The organism is Luedemannella flava (genome assembly GCF_039528515.1).
In the GTDB taxonomy this organism is placed as follows: Bacteria; Actinomycetota; Actinomycetes; order Mycobacteriales; family Micromonosporaceae; genus Luedemannella; species Luedemannella flava.
Map to the genome: position 1 here is coordinate 1 of NZ_BAAALT010000274.1, position 17465 is coordinate 17465.

At 71.3% G+C, this 17465-nt stretch carries 18 protein-coding genes and 1 pseudogene; 13 read left to right on the forward strand and 6 right to left on the reverse strand.

The features are described 5' to 3' along the window. The 9 genes and pseudogenes from ABD211_RS30440 to ABD211_RS30480 form a co-directional block, all read left to right on the forward strand. Nucleotides 1-866, forward strand: an 866-nt coding sequence (locus ABD211_RS30440) for a molybdopterin dinucleotide binding domain-containing protein (protein ID WP_344139260.1), incomplete at its 5' end; no start/stop codon positions are given. After that, nucleotides 863-2169 (forward strand): annotated as a pseudogene (gene nuoH / locus ABD211_RS30445) (NADH-quinone oxidoreductase subunit NuoH). The gene ABD211_RS30440 and the pseudogene nuoH, both read left to right, overlap by 4 nt. Further along, nucleotides 2166-2717 carry an NADH-quinone oxidoreductase subunit NuoI gene (gene nuoI, locus ABD211_RS30450; protein WP_344139262.1) on the forward strand — a complete coding sequence of 184 codons (552 nt, stop codon included), beginning with the start codon at nucleotides 2166-2168 and terminating at the stop codon, nucleotides 2715-2717. The pseudogene nuoH and the gene nuoI overlap by 4 nt, the downstream one beginning before the upstream one ends. Then, nucleotides 2714-3478 carry an NADH-quinone oxidoreductase subunit J gene (locus ABD211_RS30455; RefSeq protein ID WP_344139264.1) on the forward strand — a complete coding sequence of 255 codons (765 nt, stop codon included), beginning with the start codon at nucleotides 2714-2716 and terminating at the stop codon, nucleotides 3476-3478. Before nuoI ends, ABD211_RS30455 begins: the two co-directional genes overlap by 4 nt. Beyond that, the gene (gene nuoK / locus ABD211_RS30460; protein ID WP_344139266.1) at nucleotides 3475-3774 is read left to right on the forward strand and encodes an NADH-quinone oxidoreductase subunit NuoK; all 300 of its coding nucleotides are present in this window, start codon (nucleotides 3475-3477) and stop codon (nucleotides 3772-3774) included. The genes ABD211_RS30455 and nuoK overlap by 4 nt, the downstream gene beginning before the upstream one ends. 10 nt (nucleotides 3775-3784) lie before the next feature. Continuing rightward, complete coding sequence (gene nuoL / locus ABD211_RS30465) at nucleotides 3785-5737, forward strand: NADH-quinone oxidoreductase subunit L (RefSeq protein ID WP_344139268.1); 1953 nt, start codon at nucleotides 3785-3787, stop codon at nucleotides 5735-5737. Next, nucleotides 5737-7287 carry an NADH-quinone oxidoreductase subunit M gene (locus tag ABD211_RS30470; protein WP_344139270.1) on the forward strand — a complete coding sequence of 517 codons (1551 nt, stop codon included), beginning with the start codon at nucleotides 5737-5739 and terminating at the stop codon, nucleotides 7285-7287. The genes nuoL and ABD211_RS30470 overlap by 1 nt, the downstream gene beginning before the upstream one ends. Nucleotides 7288-7373: 86 nt before the next feature. Continuing rightward, nucleotides 7374-8879, forward strand: coding sequence for an NADH-quinone oxidoreductase subunit NuoN (nuoN, locus tag ABD211_RS30475; protein ID WP_425560569.1), 1506 nt, complete (start codon nucleotides 7374-7376; stop codon nucleotides 8877-8879). A 55-nt stretch (nucleotides 8880-8934) separates the two neighbouring features. After that, nucleotides 8935-9933: a polyprenyl synthetase family protein gene (locus ABD211_RS30480; RefSeq protein WP_344139289.1), complete on the forward strand. Its 999-nt coding sequence runs from the start codon at nucleotides 8935-8937 to the stop codon at nucleotides 9931-9933. Nucleotides 9934-10041: 108 nt separating this feature from the next. Here ABD211_RS30480 and ABD211_RS30485 read toward each other — a convergent pair whose 3' ends face one another. From ABD211_RS30485 to ABD211_RS30510, 6 genes are all read right to left on the reverse strand, one after another. After that, nucleotides 10042-10809, reverse strand: a complete 768-nt coding sequence (locus ABD211_RS30485; RefSeq protein ID WP_344139272.1) for an anti-sigma factor family protein — start codon at nucleotides 10807-10809, stop codon at nucleotides 10042-10044. Then, the gene (locus ABD211_RS30490; RefSeq protein ID WP_344139290.1) at nucleotides 10806-11297 is read right to left on the reverse strand and encodes a sigma-70 family RNA polymerase sigma factor; all 492 of its coding nucleotides are present in this window, start codon (nucleotides 11295-11297) and stop codon (nucleotides 10806-10808) included. Before ABD211_RS30490 ends, ABD211_RS30485 begins: the two co-directional genes overlap by 4 nt. 74 nt (nucleotides 11298-11371) lie before the next feature. Beyond that, entirely contained in the window at nucleotides 11372-12172 is an 801-nt protein-coding gene (locus ABD211_RS30495; protein ID WP_344139292.1) for an IclR family transcriptional regulator, read from the reverse strand. A gap of 68 nt (nucleotides 12173-12240) precedes the next feature. Beyond that, nucleotides 12241-13167 (reverse strand): EamA family transporter RarD, encoded by a 927-nt coding sequence (gene rarD, locus ABD211_RS30500; protein ID WP_344139274.1) that lies wholly within the window; start codon nucleotides 13165-13167, stop codon nucleotides 12241-12243. A gap of 100 nt (nucleotides 13168-13267) precedes the next feature. Further along, the gene (locus ABD211_RS30505) at nucleotides 13268-13750 is read right to left on the reverse strand and encodes a GNAT family N-acetyltransferase (RefSeq protein ID WP_344139276.1); all 483 of its coding nucleotides are present in this window, start codon (nucleotides 13748-13750) and stop codon (nucleotides 13268-13270) included. Between the two features lie 90 nt (nucleotides 13751-13840). Beyond that, nucleotides 13841-14221, reverse strand: coding sequence for a phage holin family protein (locus ABD211_RS30510; protein ID WP_344139278.1), 381 nt, complete (start codon nucleotides 14219-14221; stop codon nucleotides 13841-13843). Nucleotides 14222-14317: 96 nt separating this feature from the next. Between ABD211_RS30510 and eccB the strand changes: the two genes are divergently transcribed. The 4 genes from eccB to ABD211_RS30530 all read left to right on the forward strand — a co-directional run. Beyond that, on the forward strand, nucleotides 14318-15691 hold the full coding sequence (eccB, locus tag ABD211_RS30515) for a type VII secretion protein EccB (protein WP_344139280.1): 1374 nt from the start codon (nucleotides 14318-14320) through the stop codon (nucleotides 15689-15691). A 118-nt stretch (nucleotides 15692-15809) separates the two neighbouring features. Then, nucleotides 15810-16127, forward strand: a complete 318-nt coding sequence (locus tag ABD211_RS30520) for a WXG100 family type VII secretion target (protein ID WP_344139282.1) — start codon at nucleotides 15810-15812, stop codon at nucleotides 16125-16127. A 14-nt stretch (nucleotides 16128-16141) separates the two neighbouring features. Further along, nucleotides 16142-16435: a WXG100 family type VII secretion target gene (locus ABD211_RS30525; RefSeq protein WP_344139284.1), complete on the forward strand. Its 294-nt coding sequence runs from the start codon at nucleotides 16142-16144 to the stop codon at nucleotides 16433-16435. 188 nt (nucleotides 16436-16623) lie between these two features. Then, nucleotides 16624-17465 (forward strand): SseB family protein (locus ABD211_RS30530; protein ID WP_344139286.1); only part of this gene is annotated, 842 nt, incomplete at its 3' end.

The following is a 17465-nucleotide window of genomic DNA, read 5'->3' on the forward strand; positions in this document are numbered from 1 at the left end:
CGAACCTGCTGCCGGGCGGCCGCCCGGTCAGCGCCCCGGCGGCGCGGGCCGAGATCGCCGGCCGCTGGGGCCTGGAGGCCGGGGTCATCTCGGGCTCCGTCGGCCGCGACACCGACCAGATCATCGAGGCCGCCGCGGCGGGCCGGCTCGGCGCTCTCGTCGTCGCCGGCGTCGACCCGGCGGACCTGGCCGACCCGACGCTGGCCGAGCAGGCCCTCGACAAGGTCGGCTTCCTCGTCTCGTTCGAGCTGCGCAACTCGGCCGTGAGCCGCCGCGCCGACGTGGTCTTCCCGGTCGCGCCGGTGCAGGAGAAGGCCGGCACCTTCCTGAACTGGGAGGGTCGCCTGCGCAGCTTCGACGCGGTCTTCGACACCACCGCGATGTCCGACGCCCGGGTGCTCGACGCGCTCGCCGCGGCCATGGGCGTCACGCTGGGCACCGCCGACGTCGCCGCGGTCCGCGCCGAGCTCGGCGCCCTGCCGGTCTCCGGCGCGGACAAGCCCGCCGCCCCGCGCGTCGCCCCGCGCGACGTCGAGGTCACCGGGCCCGGCGAGGCGGTGCTCGCGACCTGGCACCAGTTGCTCGACCTGGGCAGCCTGCTCGACGGCGACGAGGTGCTCGGCGGCACGGCCCGCCCGGCGGTCGTGCGGCTGTCGAAGGACCGCGCGGCCAGCCTGGGCGTCGCCGACGGCGACCCGGTGCGGGTCAGCACCGACAAGGGCAGCATCACGCTGCCGGTCGAGCTGACCGACATGCCCGACGCCGTGGTGTGGGTGCCGACGAACTCGCCTGGTGCGACCGTGCGCCGCTCGCTCGGCGTGACCAGCGGAGACGTGGTCACGATCTCCCGTGGAGGGATCAAATGAGTCTGGCGAACGCTCAAGACCCGACGTTGGCCGATTTCGGCCAGGACGTCTGGTGGATCGTTGTCATCAAGATCCTCGGGGCCTTCGTCTTCGGCTTCCTCATGACGCTGCTCGGCGTGTGGTTCGAGCGCCGCGTCGTGGGCCGGATGGCGGTGCGGCCGGGCCCGAACCGGCACGGCCCGTTCGGTCTGCTGCAGACGCTGGCCGACGGCCTGAAGATGGCGTTCAAGGAAGACATCATGCCGCGCGCCGCGGACAAGGTGGTCTTCTTCTTCGCCCCGACGATCTCGGTGATCTGCGCGGTGACCGCCCTCTCGGTGATCCCGTTCGGGCCCATGGTGAGCATCTTCGGCGAGCACACGCCGCTGCAGGTGACCGACGTCGAGGTCGCGGTGCTGGTGCTGCTGGCCTGCTCGTCCATGGGCATCTACGGCATCGTGCTCGGCGGCTGGGCGTCCGGCTCGACGTACCCGCTGCTCGGTGGCCTGCGCTCGTCGGCTCAGATGATCTCGTACGAGGTCGCGATGGGCCTGTCGATCGTCGCGGTGTTCATGACGGCCGGCTCGATGTCGACGTCCAGGATCGTGGCCCAGCAGGGCGCCGGCGGCGAGGTCTCGTTCTTCGGCCTCGACCTGACGACGCNGGCGAGACCAACCGGGCGCCGTTCGACCTGCCCGAGGCGGAGTCGGAGCTGGTCGCGGGCTACATGACGGAGTACTCGTCGCTGAAGTTCGCGCTCTACATGCTCTCCGAGTACATCAACATGGTGACCGTCTCGGCGGTGGCGACGACCCTGTTCCTGGGCGGATGGCGCGCGCCGTGGCCGGTGACCCTGTGGTCGGGGGCGAACTCCGGCTGGTGGCCGCTGCTCTGGTTCCTCATCAAGGTCACGCTGCTGATCTTCGTGTTCGTGTGGCTGCGGGGCACGCTGCCCCGGCTGCGCTATGACCAGTTCATGCGGTTCGGCTGGAAGGTGCTCCTGCCGATCAACCTGGTCTGGATCATGCTGGTGGCGAGCATCCGCACCCTCAACGAGCAGGACTGGACCCAGCAGCAGAAGTTCCTCGTCGCCGGCGTGCCGGTGGCCGTACTCCTGCTGGTGTTCCTGCTCTGGCCGGCGAAGCCGGCCGCCGGGCCGCCGGATCTGGGCGGACCGCCGGAGGGCCGCGTGGGCGGCGCCGAGGGTTACCCGATCCCGCCGCTCGATCTCGAAGTGCCGCCCAGCCCCCGGGCCAAGCGGATGATCGCCGACCGCCAGCCCGTCTCGACGGGCGCCGGCGCTGACAAGGAGGGATCCTCATGAGTGTCGGTGGCACTCTGAAGGGGTTCGGGGTCACTTTCTCGCACATGTTCCGCAAGGTCGTGACCACGGAGTACCCGGAGAAGCCCGACCGCCTCGCCCCGCGCTACCACGGCCGGCACATCCTCAACCGTCACCCCGACGGCCTGGAGAAGTGCATCGGCTGCGAGCTGTGCGCGTGGGCGTGCCCCGCCGACGCGATCTACGTCGAGGGCGGGGACAACACCGAGGACGAGCGCTACTCGCCCGGTGAGCGGTACGCGAAGGTCTACCAGATCAACTACGCGCGCTGCATCTTCTGCGGACTGTGCATCGAGGCCTGCCCGACCCGTTCGCTCACCATGAGCAACGAGTACGAGCTGGCGCGCGACAACCGGCAGGACCTGATCTTCACGAAGGAGCAGCTGCTCGCGCCGCTGCTGTCCGGCATGGAGCGCCCGCCGCACGCGATGTACCTCGGCGACTCCGAGAAGGACTACTACCTCGGGGCCATGTCCAACCCGGGCACGAGCGTGGGCGCCGAGAAGGCGAACCAGGCAGGTGAGCTATGACCCAGACGCTGCTGGCCGCGGCCGGCGAGGTGGGCACCGGCGAGGCGGTCACCTTCTACATCTTCGCGCCGCTCGCCCTGCTCGGGGCGATCGGCACGGTGGCCGCGCGCAACGCCGTCCACTCGGCGCTGTTCCTGGTGCTGACGATGCTGTCGCTGGGCATCTTCTACGTCCTGCAGGCCGGGCCGTTCATCGGCATGGCGCAGATCATCGTGTACACCGGCGCGATCATGATGCTGTTCCTCTTCGTGCTCATGCTGGTCGGCCGCGACGCGTCCGACTCGGTGATCGAGACACTGCGGGGCCAGCGGACCGCCGCGATCGTGGTGGGCATCGGCTTCGCCGGCCTGATCTGCACCGCGCTGTTCCGCGGCCTGGGGGACATGCGGTCGGTCGGGTTCCCGGCGGACCGCCCCTACAACGTGTCGGCGATCGCCCGGCTGCTCTTCACCGACTACGTGTTCGCGTTCGAGGTGACCAGCGCCCTGCTCATCACGGCGGCGACGGGCGCCATGCTGCTCGCGCACACGCAGCGCAAGCCCGGCGAGAAGCTCAGCCAGGTGGAGATGTCGCGGGCGCGCTTCGAGCCCGGCAACTACCCGGCGCCGAAGCCCGGCCCCGGCGTCTACGCCACCTCCGACTCCGTGGCTACGCCGGCGCTCCTGCCGGACGGCACCCAGTCCGAGCGGAGCATCTCGGAGATCCTGCCGACCCGCGAGCTGTCGCCGGCGGAGACCGCACCGAAGGGAACCGAGCGATGACACCGTCCTGGTACATCGTGCTGGCCGCCGCGCTCTTCACGATCGGCGCCGTGGGCGTCCTCATCCGGCGCAACGCCATCGTGCTGTTCATGTGCATCGAGCTGATGCTGAACTCGGCGAACCTGACGCTCGTCACCTTCAGCCGCATGCACGGCCAGGTGGACGGCCAGATCATGGCGTTCTTCGTCATGGTCGTCGCGGCCGCCGAGGTCGTGGTCGGCCTCGCCATCATCATGTCGATCTTCCGTACTCGGCGCTCGGCGAGCGTCGACGACGCGAACCTGCTGAAGTACTGAGGGCGCCTCGATGGAGACTTCGATTCTTGCCGAGGGCTTCGCGCCCGCGACCGGGTTTCTCAGCACCATCTGGCTGCTGATCGCGATCCCGCTCGCGAGCTCCGCGATCCTGCTCCTGGCCGGCCGCCGCGCGAACGCGTGGGGCCACCTGCTCGGATGCGCCAGCGTCGGCGCCTCGTTCGTGCTGGGCCTGATCTACTTCATCCAGCTCGGCGGACTGGCGGAGGACGCGCGCTCGGCTGAGGTGTCGCTGTTCTCCTGGATCCCGGTCGGCTCGCTGGAGATCGACTTCGGGCTGCTGCTCGATCCACTGTCGGGCGTGTTCGTCCTGCTGATCACGGGCGTGGGCTTCCTGATCCACGTGTACGCGATCGGCTACATGGCGCACAACCCGCACGACTACGACTTCGAGAAGTCGGGCCACACGCGACGGCGCTTCTTCGGGTACTTCAACCTGTTCGTCGCGGCGATGCTCACGCTGGTGCTGGGCAACAACTACGTGATGCTCTACCTCGGCTGGGAGGGCGTGGGTCTCGCGTCGTACCTGCTGATCTCCTTCTACTACCTGCGCAACTCGGCGGCCACGGCCGGCAAGAAGGCGTTCATCATGAACCGCGTCGGTGACGCGGGCTTCGCGATCGCGATCTTCCTGATGTTCGCCACGCTCGGCACCGTCAACTACGGCGAGGTCTTCAACGGCATCGGCCAGGTCGCCAGCGGCACCACGCTCGCCATCGGCCTGCTGCTCCTGCTCGGCGCCTGCGGCAAGTCCGGCCAGTTCCCGCTGCAGGCGTGGTTGCCCGACGCGATGGAGGGCCCGACCCCGGTGTCCGCGCTCATCCACGCGGCCACGATGGTCACCGCCGGCGTCTACCTCATCGCCCGGTCCAACCCGATCTTCAACGCCAACACCACCGCCCAGCTCGTGGTCGTCTGCGTCGGCGCGTTCACGCTGCTGCTGGGCTGCGTCATCGGCTGCGCCAAGGACGACATCAAGCGCGTCCTCGCCTGGTCGACGGTCTCGCAGATCGGCTACATGTTCCTGGGCGTCGGCCTCGGCGGCGGGGCGTACGCCCTGGCGATCATCCACCTGCTGGCGCACGGCTTCTTCAAGGCCGGCCTGTTCCTCGGCGCCGGCTCGGTCATGCACGGCATGAACGACCAGGTGGACATCCGGCGCTTCGGCGGCCTGTACAAGTACATGAAGATCACATGGGTGACCTTCGGGCTCGCCTGGCTCGCGATCATCGGTATCCCGCCGTTGTCCGGCTACTTCACCAAGGACCCGATCATCGAGTCGGCGTTCAACCGGCCCGGCTGGACCGGCTGGCTCTTCGGCGGCGTGGCGCTCTTCGGCGCCGGGCTCACCGCCTTCTACATGACCCGGCTGTTCGTGCTCACCTTCCACGGCCCCAAGCGGTGGACGGACGACATCAAGCACCCGCACGAGTCGCCGCCGGTGATGACCATCCCGCTCATGCTGCTCGCGGTCGGCTCCGTCGCCGCCGGTTGGCTCATGTCGACCTCGGTCGTCGACTGGCTCACCCCGGTCTTCGGCGAGCCGCACGCCGAGCACCACCGGCTGGCGCCCTGGCTGGTCAGCGCCTCGGTCGTCGGGGTGACCGTGGTCGGTGCCGGCCTGGCGTACGCGCTGTTCCGCAACGGGACCGCGCTGCAGGAGCAGCCGGCCGGCGCGCTCGTCACCGCCGCCCGGCGCAACCTCTACGGCGACGCCGTCAACGAGGCCCTGTTCGAGATGCCGGGCAAGTACCTCACCCGGTTTCTGGTGTTCCTCGACAACAGGGGCGTCGACGGGCTGGTCAACGGCCTGGCGGCGGCCGTCGGCGGGGGCTCCAGTCGCCTGCGGCGGCTGCAGACCGGCTTTGTCCGCTCGTACGCACTGTCCGTGCTCGGTGGCGCGCTGCTCGTGGCCGTCGCCTTCCTGGTCGTGAGGCTCGGCTGATGTCAGACTTCAAGTTCCTGTCCGTACTCACCGTGGCGCCGCTGGTCGGTGCCCTGGTGGTGGCGCTCCTGCCGCGGCACAAGCCGACCCTGGCCAAGCAGGTCGCGTTCGTCTGGTCGCTGGCGCTGTTCGTGCTCACGGTCGTCATGTGGGCGACCTTCGAGGCGGCGGGCGACCGGTTCCAGTTCCGCGAGTCCTACCCGTGGATCGACACCTGGAACGTGCGCTTCACCCTCGAGGTCGACGGCATCGCGCTTGTCATGATCGCGCTGGTGACGCTGCTCGTCCCGCTGGTCATCCTCGCCTCCTGGCACGACGCGGAGAACGCGCAGGCCGCCGGCGGCAAGCGGTCCGTGCCGGCGTTCTTCGCCCTGCTGCTCGCGCTCGAGTCCATGATGATCGGCGTCTTCGCCGCCGGCGACGTGTTCCTCTTCTACGTGTTCTTCGAGGTCATGCTCGTGCCGATGTACTTCCTCATCGGCTCCTACGGCGGAGCGCGCCGGCAGTACGCGGCGGTCAAGTTCTTCCTGTACTCGCTGGTCGGCGGCCTGTTCATGCTGGCCGCGGTCATCGGCCTGTGGGTCGTGTCCGACCCGCACACCTTCGACTGGCAGACGCTGACCTCGCAGGAGTTCGCGACCTGGACCGAGCGGTGGCTGTTCCTGGGCTTCTTCGTGGCGTTCGCGGTCAAGGCCCCGTTCTTCCCGTTCCACACCTGGCTGCCCGACGCTGGTGGGGCGGCGCCCGCCGGGGCCGCCGCGCTGCTCGTCGGCGTCCTCGACAAGGTCGGCACGTTCGGCATCCTGCGGTACTGCCTGCCGCTGTTCCCGAACGCCTCCGACTACTTCGCGCCGCTCGCGCTGACGCTGTCGCTGGTCGGCATCATCTACGCCGCCCTGCTCGCGGTCGGCCAGAACGACCTCAAGCGCCTGGTGTCCTACACGTCGATCGCCCACTTCGGCTTCATCGGCGTCGGCATCTTCGCCTTCACCACCCAGGCGGGCTCCGGCTCGGTGCTCTACATGGTCAACCACGGCCTGGCCACCGGCCTGCTGTTCCTCGTGGTCGGCATGCTGGTCACCCGCCGCGGTTCAGCGCTGGTCAGCGACTTCGGCGGGGCGGGCAAGCTCATCCCCGTACTCGCCGGGGTGTTCTTCATCGCGGGCCTGGCGTCGCTCGCGATGCCCGGCACCGCGCCCTTCATCAGCGAGTTCCTCGTCCTGATCGGGGCGTTCACCGTCAACAAGCCGGTCGCGATCGTGGCCACCCTCGGCATCATCCTGGCCGCCGGGTACGTGCTGTGGATGGTGCAGCGCACCACGCAGGGCACGCCGAACCCGGAGCTGCATAACGTGCCCGCCATGCGCCGCGACATCTCGGCGCGTGAGGTGGCCGTCGTCGCCCCGCTCATCGCGCTGCTGCTCGTCTTCGGCTTCTACCCGAAGCCGCTGCTCAACGTGATCAACCCGGCCGTCGCCGCGACCATGCAGGACATGGGCAAGCAGGATCCCGCGCCGACCGTGGCGACCAACCAGGAGGCCTCAAAGTGAGCGTCACCACCCTGCTGGCCGGCGCGGCGCCGCTGGCCGCGGACACGATCCCGGCGCCGAAGCTCGACTACGCGGCCCTGGCGCCGATGCTCATCGTGCTCGGCGCGGCGTGCGTCTCGATGCTCGTCGAGGCGTTCATCCCGCGTTCGGCGCGGCACGTGGTCCAGCTGGTCCTCAGCCTCGCGGCGCTGGTCGCGTCCCTGGTCTGGCTCGTGAAGTTCGCCAGCGAAGGCAAGGCCGTGATCACCGCCGGCGCGGCCATCGCGATCGACAGGCCCAGCCTGTTCCTGCAGGGCCTGATCGTCGTGCTCGGCATCGTGTCGCTGCTGATGATCGCCGAGCGGGCGCTGGAGCGGGGCGGCCCGTTCGTCGCGCAGGCCGCCATCACGGCCGGCAGCGAGGCCGACCGCCGCCAGGCCGTCCGCGAGCCCGGCGCCACCGAGGTCTACCCGCTGACGCTGTTCGCGCTCGGCGGCATGATGCTCTTCGTCTCCGCGAACGACCTGCTGACGATGTTCGTCGCGCTCGAGGTCTTCTCGCTGCCGCTGTACCTGCTGTGCGCGCTCGCCCGCCGCCGGCGCCTGATCAGCCAGGAGGCCGCGCTCAAGTACTTCCTGCTCGGCGCGTTCGCCTCGGCGTTCTTCCTGTTCGGCCTCGCGCTCGTCTACGGGTACTCCGGCAGCGTCAAGCTCGGGGCGATCCACAACGCGCACCTGGCCGGCGGGACGCCGACCACCGCGCAGCCCGAGGTGCTCTTCTTCGCCGGCCTGGCGCTGCTCGCGGTGGGCCTGCTGTTCAAGGTCGCGGCCGTGCCGTTCCACGTCTGGACGCCCGACGTCTACCAGGGCGCGCCGACCCCGATCACCGCGCTCATGGCCAGCTGCACCAAGGTCGCCGCCTTCGGCGGCCTGCTGCGCGTGCTGTACGTCGCGTTCGACGGCGCCCAGTGGGACATCCAGCCGATCGTCGGCACCTTGGCCGTCCTGACCATGGTGATCGGTGGCGTGCTCGCGGTGACCCAGACCGACATCAAGCGCCTGCTGGCGTACTCGTCGGTGGCGAACGCCGGCTACCTCCTCGTGGGCGCGCTCGCGTTCAACCGGGACGGCCTGGCCTGGTCGATGTTCTACCTGGCGGCGTACGGCTTCACCGTGATCGCGGCGTTCGCCGTCGTGAGCCTGGTGCGCGACGCCGACGGCGAGGCGACCCACCTCAGCCGGTGGGCCGGCCTGGGCCGTCGCTCGCCGCTGTACGCGAGCGTGTTCACGTTCCTGCTGCTCGCCTTTGCCGGCATCCCGCTCACCAGCGGGTTCACCGCCAAGTTCGGCGTCTTCGCGGCGGCGATCGAGGGCGGGCAGACCTGGCTGGTCATCGCCGGCGTGGTCGGCAGCATGATCCTGGCGTTCCCGTACCTGCGGGTCGTCGTGATGATGTGGCTGTCCGAGCCGGGCGAGCAGAGCCCCACGGTGTCCATCCCGGGCGCGCTGACCTCGGCCACTCTCATGATTGGCGTGCTGGCCACCCTGGTCCTCGGCGTCTTCCCGACGCCGGTCCAGGACCTTGCCAGCAAGGCCGCGGAGTTTATCCGCTGACCTGTATGGCATGGTGGAGAACGTGGTGACCAGCGGAGGCCGGCCGATCCCCCGGATGCTGATCGGGATCGACTTCGAGGACCCGGAGCTTGCCCGGGTCATGGAGGCGCAGCTCCTCGGCGTCGAGGCCGGGCTCCGGCATGCCGTCGAGTCCGTCGACCCGCTGCTCGACGACGTGGCGCACCATCTCGTGTCCGCGGGCGGCAAGCGGATCCGGCCGTTGCTGGTCGGCCTCGCCGCCCAGTTCGGCACCCGGCCCGCGTGTGAAGAGGTGACGCGGGCCGGCGTCGTCGTGGAGCTCACCCACCTCGCGACGCTCTACCACGACGACGTCATGGACGAGGCGCCCGTACGCCGTGGCGCGCCCTCGGCCAACCTGCGGTGGAGCAACAGCATCGCGATCCTCGCGGGCGACCACCTGTTCGCCCGCGCCGCCGACCTGGCCGTCGACCTGGGCCTCGACGCGGTGCGCCTGCAGGCGCGTACGTTCTCGCGGCTCGTCTACGGGCAGATCGCCGAGACGTCCGGGCCGCGCGACCGCGACCCGATCGAGCACCACCTCGACGTCATCGCCGAGAAGACCGGCTCGCTCATCGGCACATCCGCCAAGTTCGGCGCGATGTTCTCCAACGCGACCCCGCAGGCGGTCGACGCGCTCGCCGAGTACGGCGAGGTCATCGGCATCGCGTTCCAGCTCTCCGACGACCTGCTCGACATCGCGTCCGAGTCGGCCCAGTCCGGCAAGACGCCCGGCACCGACCTGCGCGAGGGCGTCGCGACGCTGCCGGTGCTCTACGCGCTGGCCGACGAGTCCACTGACGACGCCGGCGTCGCCCGGCTCCGGGAGCTGCTCAGCAAGGGCCCGCTGACGGACGACGCCGAGCTGACCGAGGCCCTGGAACTCCTCCGCGAGTCGACGGCCATGAAGCGCGCGAGGGAAACAGTCCGCGGCTACGCCGAACGCGCCCGCGCCCTCCTGGACCCCCTCCCCGACATCCCCGCCCGCCGCGCCCTGGCGGCCCTGGCGGACCTGATCGCCGACCGCACCAGCTGACAACCGCGTCCCTCCGCCCGGCAAAGTTGCCACTTTGCTGGTCACGGCGCGCCCGATAACCGGCAAAGGTGCGACTTTGCTGCCGCACCGAGCGGGGGCGCGGCGCGGTTACGTGGGGGTCCAGGTCAGGAGGGTGCGGCCGGAGGCTGTGCGGAGGTCCACGCGGGCGATCTGGGTCGGGGAGAAGTGGGTCAGGGTGCTGACGCGTAGTTCGTCGCCGGCCTTGGCCGTCCAGGTGGCGACCCGTTCCGGCTCGCCGGTGGCCGGCCATACGTCCAGGTGCAGGGTCCAGCGGCGGTCGGAGTACCCACCGCTGGCCTTGATGTAGCCGCAGGTCATCTCGACCACCGTGCCGTCGGGAGACGTGCGCAGGCCCAGTTCGGCGAAGACCGGCACCGCGCTGGACACGGGCGTCATGGGCCGTAGGTTCGTCAACGGGGTCGGCAGCACGGACGGGGCCGGCGTCGGGCCGGTCGTCGCCGGGCCCGCCACGGTCGGGCCGCCCGAGGACCGGTCGTCCATGGCGTGCACGCCCAGGCCCACGACCGTCGCGAGCGCGGCGGCACAGGCGGCGGCCACGAGGGCCCAGCGGCGGACCGAGCGGCGGCGGCGCGCCGTCGCGGTGGCCAGCACGCGGGGCAGGATCGTCGGCGGGATGCCCTCGGCGGCGTCCGTGCCGGCGCGCACCGAGGTGTCGAGCTCGACGGCCGCCGTCGGCGCCAGGCGGCCGAGCAGGCCCGGCAGGACGGCGAGGGACGCGACGGCTTCCCGGCACGGCGGGCAGGCCGGCAGGTGCGCCTCGAAGGCCGCGCGGTCGGCCGCCGACAGGGCGCCGAGCACGTACGCCCCGTCGTCGTGCGTGTACGGGCAGGTCATCTCGTCACCCCCATCTCCTCCAGGATCAACCGCAGCGCGCGGGTCGCGTAGTGGGTGCGGGACTTGACGGTCCCGTCGGGGACGCCGAGCGCCGTGGCCGCCTCGGAGACCGACCGGCCTCGATAGAAGCACTCGATGATGACCTCGCGGTGGGCGGGGGACAGCCGGGCCAGCGCCTCCGCCATGGTCCAGGCCTCGACGGCCCGGTCGGCCTCGTCGAAGTGCGGGACGTCCGGGACCGCGTCGGTGATCACCTCGCCGACCCGGGCGGCGCGGCGGCGCCACGCGTCGATGGCCAGTCGCCGGGCCGTCGTGAACAGCCAGGCGCGCGGGGAGCCGCGCGTCGGGTCCAGGGCGTCCGGGTGCTGCCAGGCGCGCAGGAGCGTCTCCTGGACGAGGTCCTCGGCCCGCTGCCGGTCGCCGGAGCACAGGCGCACGGCGTACCCGAAGAGCGCGTCGCCGTGCTCGGCGTGCAGCGCCCGCAACAGCGGGGCGTCGTCGGCCATCCGCGCTCCTCCTCCCAGGTGCTCGCCGGAGGAAACGCAGGCTAGCGCGGCAAGGTTCAGACGGCCATGACGCCGGGGTCCTCCCCGGCGAGGGAGGCGCCGATGGCGCGGGCCGTGGTCTGCAACCGGCGGCGGACGGCATGGGCCGTCGCGACGAGCTGCTCGGCGGGCATCGCGCACCCGATCACGAGCCGGCGCTCGGGGTCGCGGTCGGCGCGCAGCACGACGGCGGCGCAGCCCACGCCGACCCGGTACTGGTTGAGCTCGATGTGCATGCCGCGGCGTTCGCCGGCGGCGAGATCGACGTCGAGCGCCTCGGGCTGCGTGATGGTCTGCGGCGTGAACTCCCGCATGCCCCAGTCCTTGAGGTAGCGCAGGCGCTGCTCGGGCGTGAGCGTGGCCAGCAGGGCCTTGCCGATGGCCGTGGCGTGGGCGCCGTCGTCCCAGCCGGGGATCAGATCCTCCAGGTAGGGCGACTGGGGACCCTCGGCGACGTTGGCGAGCACGATCTGCCCGCCGAGGAACCGGCCGATGTAGTGGCTGAACCCGGTCTCGGCCGTGGCCCGCCGCAGCAGGTCGTCGGCGGCCGCCGGGACGCGCAGCGCCGCGGTCAGCTCACGGAAGCGGTCGGCCACCTGCAGACCCACGATGTACGTGCCGTCCTCGCGCCGGATCACGTAGCCCTCGTAGGCCAGGGTGCGCACCAGGTGGTACGTCGTGGCGGTGGTGAGCTCGCACCGGCGCGCGATCTGCTTGACCGTGAGCCCTTTGGGCGACTGGCCCACCGCCTCCAGCACCCGCAGCGCCCGGGAGACGCTGCGGATCAGGTCTGACGGCTCCCCGTGGGGGTGTCGCACCACTGGTCCTCCATGCCCTTCAGGCGTCCCGCTCGTTAATGTCTGACCCTTTGTTTACGGAGTTAACCCTAGGCAGCAGGGGCCTCCAACGGAACGGCTGACGGACGATTTGATCTCGTACGGGCGCGCACGTGCCGGATCCCGTCCCAGGTGAACACGACCAACGCCGACCAGACGAGCGCGAAGCCGGCCAAACGCGCTGGTGGCATGGGCTCCTTGTAGATCAGGACGCCGCACGCGAGTTGGAGTATCGGGGCGAGGTATTGCAATAGTCCGATAGCCGACAGTGTGATCCGGTTGGCTGCCCCGGCGAACATCAGTAAAGGGATCGCGGTGATCGCGCCGGCCATGATGAGGAGCGCCGTGTGGCCCGCCGACACGGTCCCGAAGGTCGACTCGCCCCGCGCGGTCAACACCCCCAGGTACGCCAGCGCGGGCAGGGTCAGCGCCGCCGACTCCAGCAGCAGCCCGTCCTTGGCGGGGACCGCGAGCCGCTTCTTCGTCAGCCCGTACAGGGCGAAGCTCACGGCCAGGGTCAGCGCGATGTACGGCACGTGGCCGTAGTCGGCCGTGAGTACCGCCACGGCGACCAGGCCGATGCCCAGCGCCGCCCACTGCGCCCGGCGCAGGCGCTCGCTGAGCACGACGACACCGAGCGCCACCGTCACGAGCGGGTTGATGAAGTAGCCCAGGGAGGTCTCGACGATCCGGTCCGAGTTGACGCCGTAGATGTAGGCGCCCCAGTTGACCGCGATGAGGGCGGCCGCCGTGCCGGCGAGCGTGAGCCGGCGCCCGTCGCGGCGCAGCCGCCACAGCGACGGCCAGCCCCGCATGACGGTGACCAGCGCGGCGACGAACAGGAAGGACCACAGCACCCGGTGCGCGAGGATCTCGACCGCCCCCGACGGGCGCAGGTGCTTGAAGTAGATCGGGAAGAAACCCCAGCAGAGGTACGCCGCGGCGCCAAAGACGTACCCTCGTCGTTCCTGGCTCACGCCGGCGCCTCCGCTGCGCTCCGGCGCCAGCGTGTTCTGCCGAGCTGACGGTTCACTCGCTGTCGCTCGCTCACGCGCCAACAGTAAGGACCGTTGGCGGTTATTGCTCCTGAGTTTCCGACCGCCTGGCTATGCTCTCCATCACCTTCGCGTCCCGGATATCGATCTCCATCCAGCGCTCCGGCGCGGCCACGGGCGTGTAGCCCGCCCGGGCGTACACCCCGTGCGCGTCGGCCGTGGCGAGCAGCAGCCGCTTCACCCCGGTCGCCAGGATCCGGTCGCGGATCACCGTGACCAGCCAGGTACCCAGCCCGTGGCCCCGGGCCCCGCGGGCGATGTAGACGTCGCACAGGTACGCGAAGGTGGCCAGGTCGGTGATGACACGGGCGAATCCGACCAGGTCGCCGGACTCCGGGGCGTACACGCCGAAGGACAGCGAGCCCTCGATCGAGCGCTCCACCGTCTCCATCGGCCGGCCCAGCGACCAGTAGGCGTCGCTCGACAGCCACTGGTGGATCAGCTTGAGGTCCAGCCGGCTCGGGTCGGTGTCGATCTCGTATCCGTCGTCACGTGTCGTCAGCACGGCTCGACCCTAGTCCGCGCGCTGGCGCCCGTACCCGAAATATGGTCCGGGCCCGCCGGCGAACGACGGGCCCGGACCACCGGGGGCCCGTCAGTCGTCGCTGCGGTCCTTGAAGACGATGCCCAGGACGAACGAGACGATGCCCACGAACAGGGCGCCGAGCACCGCGTGCCAGAACCCGTCCACGTGGAACGGGATGTCGAGCTTGCCGGCGATCCAGCTGGTCAGCAGGAACAGCAGGCCGTTCACGATGATCGAGATCAGGCCGAGGGTGAAGAAGTAGAACGCGCAGCCGACCGTCTTGATGATCGGCTTCAGCACCGCGTTGACCACGCCGAAGATCACGGCGACCAGGACGACCGTGCCGATCGTGCCGGCCGTGGTCTCGGCCGTGACGTCGATGCCGGGAACGATGATCGTGGAGAGCCACACGGCGAGCGCCGAGACGGCCAACCTGATGAGGAGCGACATGGCGGCGATGGTCCCACGCCGCAGGTGACCCGCGCACCCCTCCATTTCCCCGGCGTCCGCGTATGGTGGTCGACGTCGATGGACACCGGAGGGGCCGTGGCGTCGCGGAGCGACCAGTTGCACTCGCACCAGTTCGTTCTGCAGCGGGTCGTGGGCGCGCTCGCCATGCGTGACCCCGACCCGGTCGCGTCGCCGCTGCGGCGCATCGGCGGGGCACTGTTCGCGGGCGTCCTGCTCGCCGCGCTGGCGCTGGCGGCCGTCGGCATCTACGGCGCGCTCAAGCCCGGCGGCAACAACACGTGGCGCGACGGTCGGGCCGTGATCGTGCAGGAGGAGACCGGCACCCGGTACGTCTACCGCGACGGCGTGCTGCATCCCGCGCTCAACCAGGCCTCCGCGGCCCTCCTCGCCGGCACCACCGCCACCGTCATGGTCAGCGGCGCCTCCCTGGGCGACACGCCGCGCGGCGCCCCGCTCGGCATCCCCGGCGCGCCCGACCCGCTGCCGGCCGCCGGCGCCCTGGTCCGCGACGCCTGGCTGCTCTGCTCCCGCCCCACCACCGCTCGCCCCGAGTCGTTGCTGGCCATCGGCCCGACGGCCGTCGCCCCGACCCCGCTCGCCGCCGACGAAGGGCTGCTGGTCGCCACCGGCGGCGAGCAGTACCTGGTCTGGCACCGGCACCGCCACGCCATCCGCGACAAGGGCGTACTCGGCGCGCTGTGGGCCGGCGAGCCCGTCCTGCCCGTGTCGCCCGCCCTGATCAACGGGCTGCCACCCGGCCCTGACCTGGCTAGCCTCACCGTGCCGGACGTCGGGCACCCGGCCGCGTTCGGGCGGGCCGTCGTCGGCCAGGTCCTCAAGTACGAGAGCGTGACCGGCAGCGTGCAGTTCCTGATCGCGCTGGCCGACGGGCTCGCGCCGATCACACCCGTGCAGGCCGGCCTGCTCATGGGCAACGGCGCGAACAGCAGCGGCCGCGCCACCGAGATCACGTCCGGCGAGTTCGACCGGGCCCGCAAGGCCGCCGCGCCGTTCACCCCGGGCGCCGGCCCCGATCTCCCGGCCGCCGTGCCCGCGCTCGCCCGCGCCGCCGGCGGCGTCTGCGCCTCCTATGTGGACGACGTGACGCCCCCGGCGGTCGGCGTCTGGCGCGAGGCCCCGCCCGTCGTCGGCGAGGTGCGCACCGGCGGGGTATGGCAGGGCGCGGTGGTCGCCGACGTGGTCCGGGTCGCGCCCGGGCGCGGCGCGGTGGTCGAGGCGGCGTCCGCGCCGGGCGCGGCGGGCGGTGCGCTCGCGGTCGTGACGGACCAGGGCGTGCGCTATCCCGTACCGTCGCCTGACGTCCTGGCCAAGCTCGGCTACGCGGGAGTACGCCCGACGCGGCTCCCCGCGTCCCTCGTGGCGCTGCTGCCCGGTGGCCAAGCGCTGGATCCCGAGGCCGCCGCGAAGCCGGTCCCGGCCGCCGGCTGAAGTTATCCACAGGCGCGGACCGGGCATGGCGCGCGGTCGATGAGAACCGCTACGGTCGGCAGGCAATCAGGCACCGGCCGCTGTCGATGCGGCTGGCGAACCCAAGGGGGTGGCACGGGTGGCATCCACCACGGAGGCGCAAGCCGCCGTCATGGAACAGACGGCGGTCAAGTTCGAGCAGGTCAACGCCAACCTGCAGAAGATGCTGAGCCGGCTCATCGGCGAGCTGGAGATGCTCCGCTCGGGGTGGCAGGGGCGCGGCGGGCGCTCGTTCGAGCAGGTCAAGGTCGCCTGGACCGACGACCAGAAGCGGATCCAGAAGGCGCTGGTCGAGACGGCCGACGCGATCCGCCGCTCCGGTCGCTACTACACGGCCACCGACGAGGCGGCCGCCGGCCGGTTCCACGGCACCGGCAACGTCGAGATCTCGCTGTAGGGGAGTGGGGGGACATGTCCGAGCGGATCGTTGTTAATTTCGCGCAGCTGCACGCCGCGAGCGATCACATCGCCACCGCGGTCGCCAAGCTCACCAACGAGCTCCACGAACTGGAGCGGGCGGCCGCCCCGCTCGTGCAGAGCTGGGACGGCGAGGCCAAGCACGCCTACCAGCAGCGGCAGAACGCCTGGCGCGGCGCGGCCAAGGACCTGGCCACCATGCTCAGCCAGATCAAGCGCGCGGTCGACGACTCGGCCGCCGACTACGCCAGCACCGAGAACCGCAACACCAACCTCTTCCGGGTGTGACGCGGGCGTGCCGGACGCGGCGGGCCGGTGATCCCGGAAGGTGGGTCACCGGGCCGGCCGCGCTCCGCGGTATCTGCCCCTACGCCCGGTATCGTGATGCCCGCCGACTGCGCCGACCTACCCCGGTTCGGTGCGAACTTGTAGGTTATGAGGTCGGAGGATTCGCGCGCGAGCACTAGGGGGTGGCCGTGACCGACTGGGCCCCGGCCACGCCGGCCGAGGAGGCGCTGCGCGACGCCCTGCAAACCTCCGACCAGGACGCATACTTCCGCATCCTGGCCCGCGGTGACCTTATCCTGCCGGTCGCCCCCGACGCGGCCGGCGGCCGCGCCCCGGTCGGCTGGGGCACCTGGACCAACCAGAACCGCACCCACCTGCTGGCGTTCACGTCGCCGGCCTCGCTGCGTTCCTGCCTGCCCGATCACAGCGGCGCCGTGCGGCAGATGTCGTTCTTCGACCTGGCCAACCAGTGGCCGAACCACGAGTGGTGGCTCGCGGTCAACCCCGGCCTGCCCATCGAGTCGTACCTGCCGTCCTGGTTCATCACCCAACTCACCCGCGGTGACCTGCGGCTGCCCGGCCGGTCCCTCGGCGCCCGCGCCCGGATGGCGCACGGCGACCTCGCCCGCGCCGCCGCGGCCCGCACCGGGCACACGCCCACCACCGCGAGCGGCATCGCCTCCGTGCCCCTGCGCACGGCGGCCGGGCAGCCGGAGGTCGAGCACCGTCCAGGCCGCGTGTCCCCCATCCGCCCCGCCCAGCCCGACATCGTCGACGGAGAGGTGGAGGGCGAGGGTCCCGCCGCCCGGGTCCCGCTGTCGTCGCGGCTCACCCGCCGCCCGGTGGACCCGCCGGAGCGTCCCGCCGTCGAGGGCGCCGTCCCGAACCCGCCCACGTACGGGCCGACCACGCCGCCGCCCGCGCCGCCGACGCAGGCCCTGCCCGGCCGACCCGTCCCGCCCCCGCATCCGGCAGCCCCACCGTCCCGGCAGGTGCCGCCGCCGGCCCAGCACCCGGCCGCGCCGCCGGC